The following is a 17,172-nucleotide window of genomic DNA, read 5'->3' as shown; positions in this document are numbered from 1 at the left end:
CAAATCGAAGATCCATTCTCAAGGGATCGGACAAAGGGGGAGCCCTTCGTCGCGGTCGAAATTCGGTCCAGCGTTGTGACCATGCGGCTTCATCCCATCATGCGAATGATCGCCATGATATTGAGCCGACAAATCACCATTGGAATCGTAATAGTTCACTTTGGGTTTAAACGGATGAACGATAAACCCGCCTCGCGGCCCACCCGTAATGGGCATGAGTTTGGAATCACCAAACGGATCCGTGAACTGAACCGGATTCCCACCCACATAAGCATACGCGTTCGTCTGCCCACTCGCCCAGCCTAGGGGGTCTTCACTGATGAACCTCGCAGTCGCCGGACTGTAGTACCGATTCCGAAAGTAATACAGCCCCGTCCCATCATTCTCGCGCCCGGTGTACTGCTGCAGGTTCGGGTCGGCCGCACCCGTCCGCGTGGTCGTCCCATACGGCTGGTAGCTGTACTGCGTCTGGCTCTGCTGGTTCGCATCGGTCAGCGCAATGACGTTGTTGTTCGCATCGCGCAGGATGTAGCTGTCCTGGCCCGCATCGTCGCCAATGCGCCGATACGTCAGTTCATCCAGCCGGCTTTCCGGGTACGCCGAGAACATCCGGTTTCGATGCGCATAATCGCCATCGACGATCGTGAAACTAAGATCATCGCCATTCCAGAACGTCTGCTGACGGTGACCGTTGATCGTCTGGTCCCGGCGACGCCCCCAGATGTCGTAACTGAAGCTCGCGCTCACCGAGCCACTGATCTGGCTCAGCAGGTCCTGCTCGTTCCACGTGTACCGGTTTGAACCGTCGCTCGCCAGGTTACCGTTCAGGTCGTACGCCAGCGTGTTGCCCGACCAGTGCGTGAGCTGGTTCGCCGCGTTGTACTGCGCATCGCTTACAGCGGCCGGTAGGTCCGTCTTCGCGAAACTGCCGCCCGCATTCGTGCGACGTCCTGCGAGGTCGTAGCCGTACGTCAGGTCACCCAGCACGCTGCCGTCAGCGCGTTTGTACGTGATGCCGGTAAGTTGGCTCGCCGCATCCCATGTGTAGGTTGCCGTGATGCCGTTGGCCAGCGTCGCCTGACTGACACGGCCCAGCGCGTCGTATTTATAGCCGAACACGCGCGGCGGCTCACCGTCCACCGCGTACTGGACCTGCGTGACGCGGTGTTCGGCGTCGCGGTTATAGCTGATTGTTCCGTCTTTCGCCCCGATGGCCGATAGATCCCGGCTGTCCGGGTCGTAGCTGTAGGTGATGAATCCCTGCTGCGTACCAGGTGTTTCGACCCACTGGTTCACCTTGCCCGTGACGCTGTCGAAATAGTAACGCGAGCCGGCCGGTGTACGGCCCACGCCGCTGTCGGATGTCCCCTGCAACCTTCCGTACTCGTCCCATCCATAGCCGAGAGAGCGTGCGGGTGCGCCCAGCGGGTTGCCGTCGGGGTGGAAATAGACCGACTGCAGCTGACCGGCCACGTCATACCAATACGTTGTCAGTTGCCCCTTTCGATCGGTTACTGACGCAAGTTGTCCCGCGTTATTCCATGTGTACGTCTCAGCGTGCCCAAGCGGATCGGTCTTACTCACCGCACGGCCAATCGCGTTGTACGTATAAGCCGTGGTCACACCCTTCGGATCGGCCTGGCCCAGCAGATGGCCGTTGCGGTCCCACGTGAAGTGCGTCACACCGCCCAGCGCATCGGTCAAGGTGGTCGTGCGGTCCAGCGCGTCGAGCGTGCGCGTCGTCTTATTGCCTAGCGGGTCCTGCACCGCAGTCACCCGGCCCGCCGCGTCCGCGGTGAACTGTGTGGTGCGGCTCAGGGCATCGGTGATTGCCGTGAGGTCCGCACCGCTCCAGGTGTACTTCGTCACCCCTTTGAGCGCGTCGGTTACCGTGAGCGGGCGGCCCTGGCTGTCGTTCGTCTGCGTGGTGCGGTTGCCCAGCCGGTCGGTCACCGTTAGCAGATTGCCCTTGGCGTCATACGTGTAGACAGTGCTGACGCCGCGCTGCGGGTCGCCGGCCTGCGCTTCCGTCAGCACTTGGCTATAGCTATCGAAAGTACGCGTCGCCAACACACCGTATTGATCCACCTCACTGATGCGGTTGCCATTCGTGTCGTAGGTGTACGTGTACCGGCGATCGGCCGCAGTGAGGTTCGTCACGCGCCCCGTTGCGTCGCGCGTGAAGGTCTGCACCTGCGCGATCGATTGACCTGCCGGGTATGTGTTACTCACCACCCGCCCGTTTGCGTCGAACACCACGCGTCGGACGCTGCCGCGCCTGTCCGTCACATCGGTCTGCGTGATCTTGCCGCCCGTCACCGTGTAGGCGAAACCAAACGTGCTGCCGTCGGCGAGCTTCTGTGCGATCACGCGGTCACTGTCGTCGTACGTGTTGACGACCTGCTGGTTGCCTTCCGGATCGGTCACGTTGACCAGACGGCTCTTCGTGTCCCAGCCGTACTTCCATACACCGCCGCCCGCGTCCGTCACCTGCGTGAGGCGGTCCTGGCTGTCGTACTGGTAGTTCACCTGGCGGTTCAACGGGTCGGAGATGCGCGAGATCAGCGGCGTGCCGCGCGCACCGACAGTCGACGTAAACGTTAGCGCACGTCCATTAGGACTGTTGATGCCCGTGACCGCGCCGGTACTGCTGTTCCGGTTGATGGCGACCGTGTTGCCGTTGCGGTGCTGTACACGGGTCAGGCGATAAAGGCCGGCGATCATCGTGAACTGCATCGTGTGGCCGTCGCGCAGCGTCAGCAACTTGGTCGTGCCGTTGCCGGTGATGCTGCCACGGTAGAAGTCGCCTGCGCTTGTCAGATCGTCCCAAGTTGCGCTGGTGCCGGCACGAAGAGTGAACGAAACACGGATTCCGCTGGGCAGATAAAGTTGAATAAGCTGCCGCAGATTATTGCTGTCTGCTGCGCTCACCGTCAGATAGCTATCGTAATTGAACGTCGTGCCAATGCCGAATGCGCCGGCCATCGGCCGGCCAGATGTGTCGTAAGCGGTGCTACGATAAACACGGGCAAGGTCCAGCGCAATCGTGTCGGCAACATGCAAATCATGGGCAACCAGGTGGAACTGACCCGTGTACAACCTGACTGGATCGCCGCCAGACGTGCTACTTCCGCAACCCGCCGTCGCATCGCCCCCGCTGCAGCCTCCCGAACCGTCTGAGCCTCCCGGCTGACCGCCGGTGCCATCGCCGTCGAGGGTGACGGTGTCATCGGGAGAGATCGGTTCAACCGTCGTACCGCCGGATGCTCCGCCACAATAAGATGCAATCGTAAAGGGCTCGCCACAAGCAAAGCCCGACTTGAAATTAGCGCTGGCCGAAAGGAGGCCACAGTTTGGATCTGTGGGGTAAGCGCCATTCGACGCGTAGTCGTCAAAGCACTCTGCATGCGCATGCCGCACCACAAACCACGAGAGCAGCACAAAGAAAAACAGGACGAACGGGCGCAGCAGCGCGCGACGCGCCGCAATGCCATCGGTGACTTGCATGGAGTTCCCAGATGAAAGAAGGGGACGGGTCGACTACCGCGAGCTGGTTGGCGCAGATGCGAGCGCGGACACAGATGCTTGAGCGTTGAACGGAAGCGAAAGAGCCTGGTCGCGAACCGAAGGCTCGGAAGAAACGGTTAGCGGCCTTCGAACCGCGGTGATATTGCCGGCTGAGTCGTAGTCGTAATACGCAGTCGCGCCTCCAACCGAAACAGACGTGAGTCTGCCCAATGCGTCGTATCCGTAAGTGATCTCGTCAGCGTGAGCGGATATGGCGACAGCCAATAGACAGGCCACCGCTCCACCGCTAGCGACGCGCCATACGCTTAGGAAGCCGCGTTGGCTTCGAAATAAACTGACCATCGATATCCCCAATTCCAACTGCCTGTAGTTTTGCTAACTACCTAGACGATATCGAAAGCCGAACCCGATTTATAGAAGACCGATCTTCATTTGAAGTAGGAACTTCCCTACACCCCCGAAAAACAAAGGGGCACACCACCCAGTGCGCCCCTCGTCCCCCAGCTAATTGCGGTACTACGACATCAACCGCCCACCAAACTCAAATAAGTAAAAACCTCAAGCCTCAAGCTGCTCCAGCACCTTCCCCTTGGTTTCAATCCCAAGAAAATGCACCGCCACCGCCGCAAGAAACGGCACGGCCGCGAGGATATAAAACGCCACCTGCAAATTGCCGCCGACCATCGTCTTCGACACGATAGCCGGCGCGAAGATCGCCGCGACCTTCAGCCACGCGCCGCCGACGCCGCAGCCCATCGCGCGGATACTCGTCGGATACAACTCCGGCGTATAGACATAAGCCGTGATGAACCCGCAAGCGAGGAAGCCCAGCGAGAACGCGCAGCACGTCGCCACGACATACACCGACGAATCGTGGAACACACCCGCCAGCAGCAGCGAAATCGCACATGCAACAAACGAGAGGTTGATGATCGGCTTGCGTCCCACCTTGTCGACCAGCAACGCGCAAGTCAGCGAACCCACCACGCCGAGCACCGAAGCGGCCACCGCAAGATTCAACGCGAGTTGCAGCGGCGCGTGATAAATCGTGCGGTAGATCGTCGGCAGCCACGTCGAGAGACCGTATTGAATGAAGCCGCAGGTAATCCACAACATGGCCACGGCCAGCGTGCGCCTCAGATACGCTGGACCAAACAGGTCGCCCATGCGGCGCTTCGGATGACGATTGGCCATCGCTTCAAATTCAGTCGTGTGAGTGACCGGCGGAAGCGGACCTTTGACCGAACGCTCGAACACATGCACCGCCGCATCCGCGTCGGCCATCCGTTCACGTTCGGCAAGCCAGCGCGGCGATTCCGGCACGAGTTTGCGCAGCACGAAGAACAGAATCAACGGCATGCCGCCGATAAAGTACATGGCTTGCCAGCCGAAACGCGGCACGATCCACGCACCCAACGCATTCGAAGCAAGCAGGCCGACCGGGAAAACGATTTCATACAACAGCACGAAACGGCCACGGCCATGCGCACGGCTGATCTCGTTGATGTAAGTCGCGGCCACCGGCAACTCGCCGCCGAGCCCGAGCCCTTGAATCACGCGCAACACGACAAACGCCGCGAACGTCGGCGCAAAACCGCACGCAATGCTGGTGATGCCGATGATCCCCGAACTCAGCGCGATCGCCTTCACGCGCCCCTTGCGCTCCGCATACCACGGGAAAACGAACGCGCCGATCAGTTGCCCGACCGAACCGGAGCCGATCAGAAAGCCGATTTCCCACGGCGTCAGATGCCACTTCGCGATCAGGATCGGCAACGTGGCCGCGATGGCGATCACGTCGAAGCCGTCGAAGAACGTCGCGAGACCGATCAGTATGCGCGCGCGCACCTGCATCGTATTCTTGGGCAAGCGCTCCAGACGCGCGATGATCGAGCCCCGGGTCACAGGGCCTGAGACACCGGCGCTGCTGCGGTCCCCCATGGTGTTGTCGATGGTTCTCATGCCGTTGTGCCGTCCGTAGATGTGGTTAGGCAAGTGCCGTTGAGGCGTCGGTCAGGGTGGCAAGGTCGATGGTCCGGCCTTGGTTCATCCATTTGCGCGACAGTTTCAGTTCGCGCGGCGTATTGATGGCGATCACGCCGCGAATCGCGCTGTCTTCCAGATGAAACAGCGTGGCGCGCTTGCCGGGCAAATCGCCGCGTACAGCCAGTTGCGCATCGCCCGGAATGTCACCGAGAATCTGCAGATTGACGTCGTACTGATCGGACCAGAACCACGGAATGTCCGCATACGGTTCGAAGGTGCCGAGCAAAGCTTTCGCGGCGGCGATCGCCTGGTTCTGCGCATTGGCCCACGATTCGAGCCGCACGCGGCGCTTGAGCCACGCGCTCGGATGATTGGCGACGTCGCCGCACGCGAAAATGCGCGGGTCGTCGGTGGCGCCGAAATGATCGACCACGATGCCGTCCTCGACCTTCACGCCCGCCGCTTCCGCCAATGCCGTGTGCGGCGTAAGCCCGATGCCGGCCACGGCGAAATCGGCGTCGAGCGTCGAGCCGTCCGCAAAGGTGGCGCGAATGCGATTGACGTCATTCGGATGATCCGTGAGCGATACGAGCGAAGCATTCAAACGCACGTCGACGCCGTTCGCGCGATGCAGATCGAGTAGGAAGCGGGACACCATCGGTGGCAGCGAACGTGCGCACAGACGCGGCGCGCCTTCGACCACCGTTGCATCCACGCCGAGCTTGCGCGCCGTGGCGGCGACTTCCAGGCCGATCCAGCCGCCGCCCACTACCAGCACGCGCTTGCTGGCGCGCAGCCGTTCACCCAACGCGACGGCTTCGTCGAGCGTACGCAGGTAAGCCACGTGCGAGGTCTTCACCAGCGAGTCCGGCAACTTGCGCGCCGCGCCGCCGGTGGCGATCACCAGTCGGTCGTATTGCACTTCGCGGCCCGACTGCGTGCGCACGATGCGCTGCTCGCGATCGATCGACGTCGCGCAATCCGGTTGCCATGCTTCGATATTCAGCGCCTCGAAGTCGTCGGGCTTCACGAGCCGCACGGTATCGATATCCGCTTCGCCCGCGAGCACCGCTTTCGACAGCGGCGGCCGTTCGTACGGCAGATGCACTTCGTCGGCGATCATCACGAGGCGGCCGTCGAAGCCTTCCTTGCGCAAGGTCTTCACGACCCAGCCGGCCGCCTGGCCGCCACCGATCACGACAATCGTGCGCGGTGCTTCCAGGCCGGCATGGGCGGCTTGCGCCTTTGCAGCAGCAGCGTCAGTCATTTTTGCGCTCCGTCATGAACTTGCCTTCCGGTGCCTTGGCGTTTTTCTGACGTCGCGTATTGCCGTCGATACCGCCGTCGATCGCCCATTCGGCGAACACGGTCGGACCCGGCTCGAAATCGCGCGGCTGCCATTCGGGCGTGAGCTGGTCTTCGTCGGCGTAATACTCGATCAAACCGCCCGCCGGATTCTGGAAGTACCAGAAGTAAGCCGACGACACCGGATGACGCCCCGGCCCGAGTTGCGTGTCCCAGCCGCAGCGGCTGATATGCATGCCTCCGCCGAATACTTCATGAATATCGCGCACGGTGAAGGCGACGTGATTCAGCCCGCGCTTACCGTTGGGCAAGGCCAGCAGGAAAATGTCGTGATGGCCGCCGTGCGGCGCGCAGCGCATGAACGCGCCACGGCCCGGATAACGGTCGGACATTTCGAAGCCGAGCAGTTCCTGGTAAAACTTTTCCTGTTCGGCGAGTTTGTTCGTGAAGAACACCACGTGGCCCACTTCGACCGGTTCGGCACGTTCATAAATCGGCGAAGGCTGGTCGACGCGCAGCGTCTGGCCCCACACATTCGACGGCGAGCCTTGAATGTCGAGCGCGCGCTTGCGGGTCACTTCGACGCGAATCGCCATGCCGTTCGGGTCGATGCAGCCGACGGCGTCGTCGGTTTCGAAATGGCCAGGCTGACCGGCGAAGCGGCCGCGCAGTTCGTCGAGTTCGGCTTTCGTCGCCACGCCCCACGTCACTTCGCGCAGCGTCGGGCCTTCTTCGAAGGCGGGCGGCAACGAGGGATCGACTGCGTTCTTTAAAAGAATCGAGCAGCCGTTGAGCGTTTCGAAGCGCGTCTGGGTTTCGTCGTGCGCCACTTCCTTCAAGCCCCAGTCCGCGAAAAAGCGGCGACAGGTGCCGAGATCGGTCACGCCGTAAATAATCTGTTCAATGCCGAGAATCGTCATAACGTACCTCTTGCGTATTAGTTCGCCCGGGGCGCGTTAGCCCACGCCAGCGGCGCGTCGTTCAAGCCCCAGTAGAGGCTCTTCTGTTGCATGTATTCCCGAATGCCGAGCCGGCCTTTCTCGCGTCCCATGCCACTCTCTTTCCAGCCGCTGAACGGTGTCGAGATGGAGAACAGCTTGTAGGCATTGATCCAGATGGTGCCGGCTTCGAGTGCGCGGGCAATCCGGTACGCGCGCTTGTAGTCGCGCGTCCAGATGCCGGCGGCGAGGCCGAACACGCTGTCGTTCGCTTCTTTGAGCAGCGAGGCTTCGTCGTCGAATGGCATGGCCACCAGCACCGGGCCGAAGATTTCTTCCTGGCAGATGCGGGCGTTATTGGTGAGACCTTCGAGTATCGTCGGCTGGAAGTACGTGCCGGCTTCGCGGCCGTCGCCGACCGGACGCTCGCCGCCGCACAGCAAGCGCCCGCCTTCTTCTAGGCCCAGCGCGACATAACGCTCGACGGTTTCGCGATGCGCCGCCGTAATGAGCGGACCCATTTGCGTTTCGGAACGCGTCGGATCGCCTACGCGCAGCTTGCGTGCGTCTTCCGCGAGACGCTTCATGAATACGTCGTAGATCGAGCGCTGCACGAACAGACGCGAACCCGCGATACACGCTTCGCCCGACGAACTGAAGATGCCGTACAGCACACCGTTGACCGCGTGATCGAGATCAGCGTCGTCGAACACGATGGTCGGCGACTTGCCGCCGAGTTCAAGCGACACCGGCATCAGCTTGTCCGCCGCGATGCGCGCGATACCGCGGCCCACTTCGGTGCCGCCCGTGAATGACACCTTCTTCACCAGCGGATGACGCACCAGCACGTCGCCGATCACCGAGCCTTTGCCAGGCACAACGCTTAGAACGCCCTTCGGCACACCAGCTTCTTCGCAGATGCGCGCCAATGCCAGCGAGACCAACGGCGTCACTTCAGCCGGCTTCAACACGACCGCGTTGCCACCCGCGAGCGCCGGAGCAAGTTTTTGTGCGTCGGAAGCAATCGGCGAATTCCACGGCGTAATCGCCGCGATCACGCCGACCGGCTCGTAGATACTCATCGTCAGATAGTCGCCGCGTGAGGGCGTGACTTCTTCGTCGAGTGTTTCGAGGCACGCAGCGAAATAGCGGAACGTGTTCGCGGCGCTCGCCACCAGTACACGCGTTTCGCCAATCGGCTTGCCGTTATCGCGGCGCTGCAATTGCGCGAGAGCTTCATGCCGCGCCGTGATCAGATCGGCGATGCGATACAGAACCAGCGCGCGTTGATGCGGCTTCAAACCCGACCAGTCCGCGCGGCGCCATGCGATGTCCGCGGCTTCCACGGCGTCGCGGGCGTCGTCGGCATTAGCCGTCGAGATTTCCATGTTGACCGACTGATCCGCCGGATACAGGCTTGTGTACGGGTTGCCACGCCCTTGCCGCCATTCGCCGCCGATGAAAATGTCGCCGGTAGGCACGAGGCTGGTATCGAAGTGAGTCATGTCGGTCATTCCAGTTTGCTTCAGCTATTCAACTGATGGCTTAGATCACGCAACGTGCCGCGCGATTGCGTAGCGCACGCATCGCGCTATACGCGGTCAGTGCGGATGTCTTGGGGTTATCCGGCAGCGGCTTGCCGCACATTTCGAGCGACATCTCGCCGAATGCGCCGCGCGCCACGATGCGGTGCACATTGCGCGTCACGTTCGGATCGGCGATCAGTCGAACCGTGGTGTGGTCCAGACCGAGGCCGGCCAGCGCGATCGTCGCGGCCACGTTGGCGTTCTTCGGATACAGCCGCGCCGCTTCGCGCGCGCTGCCTTCGAAGATCACCTTCTCTTCATTCAGCGTGTGCAGATCGCAGAGCTGTTCCGCCGGCGTGCCGAGCCACCCCGTAGGCGGCTTGCGCCCCGTGTACAGCACGTCGTCGAGACCGCCGAGCTTGGCGGCGGCCAGCGCATCCACACCGCCGATCGCGCCGGAGAGCAGCGTCAGCGTGGCGTCGCCTTCATCGGCGGCGGCGGACAATGCGTCCAGCAGCAACATGTCGGACAGCGCGCCGATCGACGCAACCGCGCAATCCGTGCCGGCTTTCAGCAACGGCACCACGTGATCGACCAGCGCGCTATGTCCCGCGCATTCCAGCGCGAAATGCGGCTGGCTGCTCAAGGCGGACACGGAGGCCACGACATCCACCGAGTCGCCCACTACTTCGCGCACCGCAGCCATATGACGCTCCGGCACGATCACGTGCGACACGCGCACGGTCGGATCGGCGGCGACCGAGCGATACACGGCCTGGCCGATCGCGCCGAAGCCGATCATCGCGACGTCGACGGGTGCGTGATGCCCCGCGTAGCCCGCGTCACGCATGTTCAGGCTCCTGTTCCTTGACCGGCGGACCGGCGAAAGCGGTAGCGAACGAGCCGACCGACAGCATGTCCACTTCGACCAGCACCGGACCGGTCTTCGCCATGCCTTCGCGAATGATCGCGTCGGCCTGGTCGAGCGATTTGATGCGGTAGTGGGTGAGCTTGAGGCTCGCGCAGAACTGCGCGAAATCCGGCTGATGCAGATCGACGTAGCAACGGCGGCCGCCGTATTGCGCGTCCTGAATGTTGCGGATCACGCCGTAGCACTGGTCGTTCATCAGCACGATCATCACGTTGGCGTTTTCCTGCACCGCCGTCGCGAGTTCGCCGACATTGACCATCAAACCGCCGTCGCCGACGAGGCACACAGTCTTCGCCGCGCTACCCGCAAGCGCCGCGCCGATGCCCATCTGCATGCCCTGGCCGATGCCGCCGCCGAGCGCATGAACGCCCGCACGCGGCGAGAAAATCTTCAGCATGCGGTTGCCCCACGTGCTGTTCGAGATCGTGACGTCGCGCACCCAGTTGTAGTCGCGGCCCACTGCCGCTTGCAATGCATCGACGAGACGCTTGTACGGGCCGAGGCCCTTGCCCACATCGGCAACGGCGCTTTCGCGTGCGGCCGCCAGATCCTGCGCAAATGCCGGATCGACCTTGAGGCGGCCTTCGAGCAGCGTCGCGAGTTCTTCGAGCACCGAAGATGCATCGCCGTGGATAAACATCTCGTTGTGATAGCCACGGTTATCAGCGAGCGCGTCGGCGTCGACGCGATACAGCGGTTGCGGCAACGCGAGCTTGTACTTCAGCGTTTCATTGCCACGCAGACGCGAACCGACCACCACCAGCGCGTCGCACGTCTTGTAGAAACTCTCGACCGCCGTATGCACGTTGAACGCGCCGAGCGTCGCCGGATGATCTTCCGGCAGCACGCCGCGGCCTTGCACGCTGGTCACGACGCCGAACCCGAGCTTGACCAGACGCTCGACTGCCTTCGTCGCGTGACGCGTGCCGCCGCCCAGCCACAGCAGCGGGCGCTTGGCCGTCGCCAGCGAATCGGCGAGTTGCGCGACGCGCTGCTTGCAATGTGTGAGCGTCGTGATGTGCGGCGCGGCGAGATCGGCGGGCCATTCCACTTCGGCGGCCTGAATGTCGATTGGAATCTCGACGCTCACCGGGCCGCTCGGCGCGGTCTGCGCGACACGCACGGCTTCGCGGATCGTCGGCAATGCGGTTTCGACGGAACGCACGCGAAACGCGGCCTTCGAAATCGACGACAGCATCGACAGTTGATCCGGTGCTTCGTGGATATACGCGAGGTCCTGATCGAGGTATTCGGTTTCGATCTGACCCGTGACGTGCAGCAGCGCGGTGCCTGCGGTCAAGGCTTCGACCATCGCACCCGCTGCGTTGCCCGCCGCGGTGCCCGTGCTGGTGAATGCAACGCCGAGGCCGCCGGAGACACGCGCGAGGCCATCGGCCATGTTGACCGCGCCGGCTTCGCCGCGCGCGCCGACATAGCGGATCTTGCCGCGGTTGTGGATCGCGTCGAGAATCGGCATGTTGTGGATCGAGATCACGCCGAATGCGGTTTGAACGCCGCATTGCTCGAGAAAGGCGGCGATCAGTTCGCCAACGGTGGTTTTATTAGACATGTCGTGCAACGCCTCCAGAAACATCGATATGACTGCCCGTCGTATAGGACGACAGCGTCGTAGCCAGATAAAAGAGCGCTTGAGCGGCTTCTTCGGGGCGACCGAAGCGGCCTAGCGGAATGTTTTTCTTGCGCGCCAGTTCGGCGGTCCAGTCTTCCCAGCTCTGGCCTGGCTGCGCTTCTTTCGCATAACGGCGGCGCCATTGACCCGATTCGACGATACCGATCAGAATCGAATTGACGCGGATGCGCTGCGGCGCGAGTTCCACCGCGAGCGACTTGAGCAGGTTCTGCACGCCGGCGCGCGCTGACGAAGTCGCCACCATGTGCGGCTCGGGTTGCAGAGCGAGCAGCGAGTTGACGCAGACAATCGCGGGATTGGAAGCGTCGCGCAGCATCGGCAGAAACGCGCGAGTCGGGCGGATCACGCTGAAGTACTTCAGGTCGAGTTCTTCGCGCCAGGCCTCGTCGGTGGTGTCGGCGAAAGTCGACACGCGGCCTTGGCCGGCGTTATTCACCAGCATGTCCGCGCGGCCGAAACGTGTTTGCACCGCGTCCGCGAACCCTTTCACGTCGTCAGCGTCGAGCACGTTGCAACGATGCGCGAGCAATTGCGCCTGCGGGAACTGCGCCTTCAACGCGGCTTCCGCTTGCGCGAGACGTTCGGTGTCGCGGCCGCAGATCGCGACCGAGGCGCCCGCCCGCAGAAACAGTTCGGCAGTCGCGAGGCCGATACCGGACGAACCGCCCGTCACCACCGCTACCTGTCCGCTCAAGTCGATTTGGATCATCAGAGCCCCAATGCCTTCATGTAGTTACTGCCCGACTTCGCGCCACCCTTCGGCCGATAGTTGAGCCGCTGCGAGAGGTCGTCGGCCGCGCGGCGAACCTTGTCGATCAGGCCGCTATCGAGCAGCGACGCATCGATTTCGTGGCGCGGAATCGTCGTCGTGATGACAGCGACAATGCGCCCCGTGTCGTTGCGCACCGGCGCGCTCACCACCGAAATACCGCGTTCGAACGACGACTCGCTGATCGCGAAACCACGCCGCGCGTCGTCGCGAATCCGCTCGTACAGGTCGTCGACGGTGATCGGCGTCTGCTTCGTGAAGCGTTCGAGTTCCGGCTCGGGATAGAGCCTCTTCAGCTCGTCGAGCGTCAGGTCGCCCATCAGCACCTGGCCGTGCGTCGTGGCATGAGCCGGCAGACGCGTGCCCACATTGACCTTCACGGAACTGAAAATCGGCGTGTGGCTTTGCGCTTTGGCGACGAACACGACATCGCGTCCATCGCGAATCACGATGTGGCTGGTAAGGCCCGTTTCGTTACGCAACGCCTCGATGACCGGCAAGCCGAGGTCGGTCAATTCGAGCGAGCTCAGATATTCAAAACCCAGCCGCAGCACCGCGACGCCGAGGCGATAGTTGCGGTCCTTGTCGGCACGCTCCAGAAAGCCGAGCGATTCGAGCGTTTGCAACAGACGGAACACCGTCGTGCGAGGAATCTTCAGGCGCTTCGATAATTCCGGTGCGCCGAGAATCGGCTCGCGGGGCGAGAATTCCGTGAGAATCTTCAGACCGCGTTCGAGACCGGGCACCCGGTAGGCGGTGTCACCGGTCGTGTCGGTGCGGTCTTCGTCCGCGTCGCGCTCGGCGCGAGCGGTGTCGGGCGTGTCGGGCGTCATTCATTGGCTCCGTTGTCCGTCGCTCGTGCGACAGAACGTGTCGATGATTGCGGTGTACGCGGCGGGGGCTTCGATATAGCCAGCGTGGCCCGCGCGAGGCACGACCTGCAGTTTGGTGCCCGCGGCGAGCGCGAGTCGCTCGCAGGCTTCGGGCGTCGTAATGGTGTCCTCGGCACCGACGGCCACGTTGACGCGGCCGTCAAAGCGCGCGAGGTCGCCGGCGAGATCGGCGTTGGCGAGCAGATGTGTGGCCTGTGCATAGCCGTGCGGAATCACGCGCGACATGTTCCAGCGCACCCATGCGCGCGCTTCGTCGCTCGCGTGAGCGGACAGCATGTTGGTACTGCGTTGTTCGGCGAGGCCTTGCGGGCCAAGTTCGTTCAGCATCGCGAGACGCTGATCGCGCTTCGTATTGCGCATTTCCGCCGATGCCGCGCCGTAGCCACCAGCCGGCGACAACAGCAACAAACCGGCTACACGCTGCGAATATTCAAAGGCAAACGCGCCGGCGATGATCGCGCCGAGTGAATGGCCGAGCAGCACGCAACGTTCGATGCCGAGCGCGTCGAGCCACTCTTTCAACACACTCGCGTAGTCGTGCGCGGCGGGCGATACGGCCGCGACCGGCGTGGATGCGCCATAACCCGGCGCATCCCACGCCAGCACGCGGCGCGTCGCGCCGAGTCCTTCGAACTGCTGCACCCACGACGCGACGCCCGATCCGATACCGTGCAGCAGCACCAGCGGCAACGCGCTGCTGTCGGCGCTATCCACTTCGCGATAGCTCACCGCGCGTTGCGAGGCCAGCCAGATCTGCTGCGCCGGAAAGCGCGCAAGGCGGGCTTCGAGCGTGGCGTGCTGATCAGCTGTGACGGACGGGACTGCGGACATGATTTCCTTCGCGGGTGTTTTAAAACTGCGGAAGCTTGTGAAGCTCAGCGCTTGAGCTTGGCCAGCGGCGAATCCGGCGGATACGTCGGCGTAATGGGCTTCGGCGAACCGAGCATCACGCACATCAACGCGTCTTCTTCACCGACGTTGATTTCCGTGCGATACACACCCGGCGGCACCGAGATCAGATCGCGTTCGCCCAACACGGCTTCCCATGTTTCGCCGTCTTTCTCGCAGACCACTTTCATCTTGCCGCGCAGCACGAAAAAAATTTCTTCGACGTCCATATGAATATGGCTCGGGCCGATGTTGCCGGCCGGAATCACCATCGTCGAAAACGTGAAGCCGCCCGCGGGCACCGTGTTCATGTCTTTCGCGACACCCGTGCCGCCGGTGCCGACATAGCGCATTTGCGCGCGGCGATACTTCGGATCGTAGTCGGCCTGAAACTTCAGCGCGTCCCAGTCGTAGCGACGCGTTTCCAGGCGCGCGACGCGGCTGTCCAACCATTGGGCAAAGCTCGCGTCCGCGGGTTGGTCCCACGATTTGCGTTCGATATCGGCGTCCGCCATCTCTTTCTCCTTTCGATTCGACAAGATCAATTCATCACGAAACCACCGTTGACCGGCAGCAGTTGGCCGGTCACGAAGCGAGCGGCATCGGATAACAGGAACAGCACCGGCCCGGTGACGTCGTCGGGCACTTGTGCGCGCGTCAGCGCGCGGCCTTGCAGGTAATACTCGTGACGCTCGGCGGGCACGTATGCGGTTGCTTCGACTTCGGTCAGCCCGGGCGCGATTGCGTTGACGGTTACGTTGTGAGCGCCGAATTCACGCGCCAGCGAGCGGGTCATCGAAATCACCGCGCCTTTGCTGGCGACATAAGCGAGCAGCTTCGGCGCGCCCCACATCGCCGTGTCCGAGGCAATGTTGACGATGCTGCCGCGGCCCGAGTCGCGCAGATACGGCAGCGCGGCAGTGCTCATCAGCCAGGTGCCGCGCACGTTGACGTTCATCACGGCGTCCCACGTATCGACAGACAACTCGTCGGCGAACTTGCCGCCGGAGTTGGTGATGGCCGCGTTGTTGATCAGTGCATCGAGACCGCCGAGTTGCGCCGCAGCTTGCTCCGCGAATTGCTTGATGCTGGCGGGGTCGGCGAGATCGAGCGGCACGTAGGTGACTGCATGTCCTTGCTCGACGAGCGATGCCGCGAGCGGGCGGCCTTCGTCGTGCAATACGTCGCCGAACACGACGCGCGCACCGGCTTGCACCAGCGAGCGGACGAAGGCCGCGCCGAGACCGCGCGCGCCGCCCGTCACGAGGACGCGCCGGCCGTTGAGCGCTGCGGACGCGTCCTTATGCATGGCTGTGGCCTGCTTCCGCCGATTGCGCGATGCCTGCTTTTGCCGCTTCGGCGCGATGCGCTTCCAGCGCGGCAAAGTCCTGCTGCGCGCGCTGACGCAACATGCGGCGCACACGCGTCATGCCGACGTCGTGCTGATACAGGAATTCATGAGCGCGCGCGTTCGGCGCCATGCTTTCCAGCACATAGCGGTCTTGCTCCAGCACGGCCCAATGCAGACCTTCCAGGCGATTGCGATACAGGAAGCGCCATGCGTCGCGCTGCCAGCCCGACACTTTGCGAGTGCGCCAGAAGTAAACCTGGCAGTTGTCGCTGTCCACCGGCGTTGCGAAGCCGATGATTCCGAAGTTGCCGCCCGGGCCGAACTTCTTCTTGTAGGGAATGGCCAGGCGCATCCACAGCGTGCCGGTCTCGCCGAGTTCCACCCAGTCGAAATTCACGTCGCGCTGGCCGACCTTTTCGAACATCAGTCCGGTTTCGGTCTTGCGCACGCGCATGTCGGCCTGCTTGTCGCCTTCAGCCATCGAGTGCGACGTCGCGTGCAAATAGGCACCGTGCATGGGGTCCATCACGTTGTCGATCGCATACTGGTAATTGCATTTCCAGTGCGACATACACAGGAAGCTCGCGTATTCCTCGCCAACCAATTCTTCCGGCAGCACGAGCGGCGTGGGTTCCTTATGCGCTTCGTCGCCGAACCACAGGAAGATCGCGCCGGCATGTTCTTCGACCGGATACGACTTCACGCACTTCTGACCTTCCAGCGGACAGTTCGACACGGCGGGCACTTTGACAACTTCGCCGCTGCCGTCGATTTCAATGCCGTGATACCAGCACGCGACGCTGCCACCGAGATTCCAACCAAGCGACAGACGCGCGCCGCGGTGCGGGCAGCGGTCTTCGAGCGCGCGGACTTTGCCTTCCTTGTCACGCCACAGCACGATCTGATCACCGAGACGCGTGATGCCGACCGGCGCGTCGCCGACTTGCCAGCTCGGTGCAACGGGATACCAGTAGTTGCGCAGGCCCTTGTCCAGATAGGACTGGATCGGATCGGCCGCGCCCTGCGTTGTATTGGGGGACGTCATGAAGAGACTCCGGGTACGAATGCGATAAACGTGTTCGGAAAAGCGCGCCTATTCGGCGAGCAGGCGGAATTCGGCGGCGAGGCGGTCGGCGTTCCACGTGCCGCCTTCCGGGGTGCGGAAGCCGACGCGGTTCAGACCGTCGACCACTTCCTGCAACTCGATCGCGCCCGCTTCGAAGACTTTTTCGAGCGCATCGCCGAAGTCGTTTTCGTACTGGGTCGGCTCGGCCTTGCGCGTTTGCCAGATGAAGTTTTCGGTCTCGCCCGGCTTTTCGATCACGCCCTTGCCCGCGACGTTATTCGGCTGTGGCGCGAGCCACGGCTTCAGGAAAGGATTGAAGTTCACGATGTGCTCTCGCATG

At 62.6% G+C, this 17,172-nt stretch carries 15 protein-coding genes; all 15 read right to left on the bottom strand.

Annotated elements, in window-relative coordinates:
* Positions 1-18 precede the first annotated feature (18 nt).
* The 15 genes from B0G81_RS02880 to B0G81_RS02810 all read right to left on the bottom strand — a co-directional run bounded on the left by B0G81_RS02880 (position 19) and on the right by B0G81_RS02810 (position 17,171).
* Complete coding sequence (locus B0G81_RS02880; protein ID WP_134133452.1) at positions 19-3,507, bottom strand: RHS repeat-associated core domain-containing protein; 3,489 nt, start codon at positions 3,505-3,507, stop codon at positions 19-21.
* A gap of 33 nt (positions 3,508-3,540) precedes the next feature.
* Positions 3,541-3,870 (bottom strand): RHS repeat domain-containing protein, encoded by a 330-nt coding sequence (locus B0G81_RS02875; protein ID WP_134133450.1) that lies wholly within the window; start codon positions 3,868-3,870, stop codon positions 3,541-3,543.
* 216 nt (positions 3,871-4,086) lie between these two features.
* Entirely contained in the window at positions 4,087-5,490 is a 1,404-nt protein-coding gene (locus tag B0G81_RS02870; RefSeq protein ID WP_134133447.1) for an MFS transporter, read from the bottom strand.
* 25 nt (positions 5,491-5,515) lie between these two features.
* Complete coding sequence (locus B0G81_RS02865) at positions 5,516-6,781, bottom strand: FAD-dependent oxidoreductase (protein WP_134133445.1); 1,266 nt, start codon at positions 6,779-6,781, stop codon at positions 5,516-5,518.
* A complete protein-coding gene (locus B0G81_RS02860; RefSeq protein WP_134133443.1) occupies positions 6,774-7,739 on the bottom strand; it encodes a VOC family protein in 966 nt (321 codons plus the stop codon). The genes B0G81_RS02865 and B0G81_RS02860 overlap by 8 nt, the downstream gene beginning before the upstream one ends.
* Positions 7,740-7,756: 17 nt before the next feature.
* Positions 7,757-9,262 (bottom strand): aldehyde dehydrogenase, encoded by a 1,506-nt coding sequence (locus B0G81_RS02855; RefSeq protein WP_134142973.1) that lies wholly within the window; start codon positions 9,260-9,262, stop codon positions 7,757-7,759.
* A gap of 40 nt (positions 9,263-9,302) precedes the next feature.
* Positions 9,303-10,133: an aspartate dehydrogenase gene (locus B0G81_RS02850; protein WP_134133440.1), complete on the bottom strand. Its 831-nt coding sequence runs from the start codon at positions 10,131-10,133 to the stop codon at positions 9,303-9,305.
* On the bottom strand, positions 10,126-11,784 hold the full coding sequence (locus tag B0G81_RS02845; protein WP_134133438.1) for a thiamine pyrophosphate-binding protein: 1,659 nt from the start codon (positions 11,782-11,784) through the stop codon (positions 10,126-10,128). The genes B0G81_RS02850 and B0G81_RS02845 overlap by 8 nt, the downstream gene beginning before the upstream one ends.
* Positions 11,777-12,574: an SDR family oxidoreductase gene (locus tag B0G81_RS02840; protein ID WP_134133436.1), complete on the bottom strand. Its 798-nt coding sequence runs from the start codon at positions 12,572-12,574 to the stop codon at positions 11,777-11,779. Before B0G81_RS02840 ends, B0G81_RS02845 begins: the two co-directional genes overlap by 8 nt.
* Complete coding sequence (locus tag B0G81_RS02835) at positions 12,574-13,467, bottom strand: IclR family transcriptional regulator (RefSeq protein WP_106279117.1); 894 nt, start codon at positions 13,465-13,467, stop codon at positions 12,574-12,576. Before B0G81_RS02835 ends, B0G81_RS02840 begins: the two co-directional genes overlap by 1 nt.
* Positions 13,468-14,358 carry an alpha/beta fold hydrolase gene (locus B0G81_RS02830; protein WP_134133434.1) on the bottom strand — a complete coding sequence of 297 codons (891 nt, stop codon included), beginning with the start codon at positions 14,356-14,358 and terminating at the stop codon, positions 13,468-13,470.
* A 44-nt stretch (positions 14,359-14,402) separates the two neighbouring features.
* The gene (locus B0G81_RS02825; RefSeq protein ID WP_116122809.1) at positions 14,403-14,930 is read right to left on the bottom strand and encodes a cupin domain-containing protein; all 528 of its coding nucleotides are present in this window, start codon (positions 14,928-14,930) and stop codon (positions 14,403-14,405) included.
* A gap of 26 nt (positions 14,931-14,956) precedes the next feature.
* Complete coding sequence (locus tag B0G81_RS02820) at positions 14,957-15,724, bottom strand: SDR family oxidoreductase (RefSeq protein ID WP_134133431.1); 768 nt, start codon at positions 15,722-15,724, stop codon at positions 14,957-14,959.
* Positions 15,717-16,811 carry an aromatic ring-hydroxylating dioxygenase subunit alpha gene (locus B0G81_RS02815; protein ID WP_134133429.1) on the bottom strand — a complete coding sequence of 365 codons (1,095 nt, stop codon included), beginning with the start codon at positions 16,809-16,811 and terminating at the stop codon, positions 15,717-15,719. Before B0G81_RS02815 ends, B0G81_RS02820 begins: the two co-directional genes overlap by 8 nt.
* 48 nt (positions 16,812-16,859) lie before the next feature.
* Entirely contained in the window at positions 16,860-17,171 is a 312-nt protein-coding gene (locus B0G81_RS02810; RefSeq protein WP_134133426.1) for a recombinase-like helix-turn-helix domain-containing protein, read from the bottom strand.
* Position 17,172 lies beyond the last annotated feature (1 nt).

It is taken from the genome of Paraburkholderia sp. BL6665CI2N2 (assembly GCF_004366535.1).
Lineage (GTDB): Bacteria > Pseudomonadota > Gammaproteobacteria > Burkholderiales > Burkholderiaceae > Paraburkholderia.
This window is presented reverse-complemented; position numbering and strand designations above follow the sequence as displayed.

Coding starts and splice junctions, on each gene's coding strand:
- B0G81_RS02810 (WP_134133426.1), bottom strand. CDS start 17,171: ATGCGAGAGCACATCGTGAACTTCAATCCTTTCCTGAAGCCGTGGCTC.
- B0G81_RS02835 (WP_106279117.1), bottom strand. CDS start 13,467: ATGACGCCCGACACGCCCGACACCGCTCGCGCCGAGCGCGACGCGGAC.
- B0G81_RS02830 (WP_134133434.1), bottom strand. CDS start 14,358: ATGTCCGCAGTCCCGTCCGTCACAGCTGATCAGCACGCCACGCTCGAA.
- B0G81_RS02855 (WP_134142973.1), bottom strand. CDS start 9,262: ATGACTCACTTCGATACCAGCCTCGTGCCTACCGGCGACATTTTCATC.
- B0G81_RS02825 (WP_116122809.1), bottom strand. CDS start 14,930: ATGGCGGACGCCGATATCGAACGCAAATCGTGGGACCAACCCGCGGAC.
- B0G81_RS02875 (WP_134133450.1), bottom strand. CDS start 3,870: ATGGTCAGTTTATTTCGAAGCCAACGCGGCTTCCTAAGCGTATGGCGC.
- B0G81_RS02870 (WP_134133447.1), bottom strand. CDS start 5,490: ATGAGAACCATCGACAACACCATGGGGGACCGCAGCAGCGCCGGTGTC.
- B0G81_RS02850 (WP_134133440.1), bottom strand. CDS start 10,133: ATGCGTGACGCGGGCTACGCGGGGCATCACGCACCCGTCGACGTCGCG.
- B0G81_RS02845 (WP_134133438.1), bottom strand. CDS start 11,784: ATGTCTAATAAAACCACCGTTGGCGAACTGATCGCCGCCTTTCTCGAG.
- B0G81_RS02880 (WP_134133452.1), bottom strand. CDS start 3,507: ATGCAAGTCACCGATGGCATTGCGGCGCGTCGCGCGCTGCTGCGCCCG.
- B0G81_RS02865 (WP_134133445.1), bottom strand. CDS start 6,781: ATGACTGACGCTGCTGCTGCAAAGGCGCAAGCCGCCCATGCCGGCCTG.
- B0G81_RS02815 (WP_134133429.1), bottom strand. CDS start 16,811: ATGACGTCCCCCAATACAACGCAGGGCGCGGCCGATCCGATCCAGTCC.
- B0G81_RS02820 (WP_134133431.1), bottom strand. CDS start 15,724: ATGCATAAGGACGCGTCCGCAGCGCTCAACGGCCGGCGCGTCCTCGTG.
- B0G81_RS02840 (WP_134133436.1), bottom strand. CDS start 12,574: ATGATCCAAATCGACTTGAGCGGACAGGTAGCGGTGGTGACGGGCGGT.
- B0G81_RS02860 (WP_134133443.1), bottom strand. CDS start 7,739: ATGACGATTCTCGGCATTGAACAGATTATTTACGGCGTGACCGATCTC.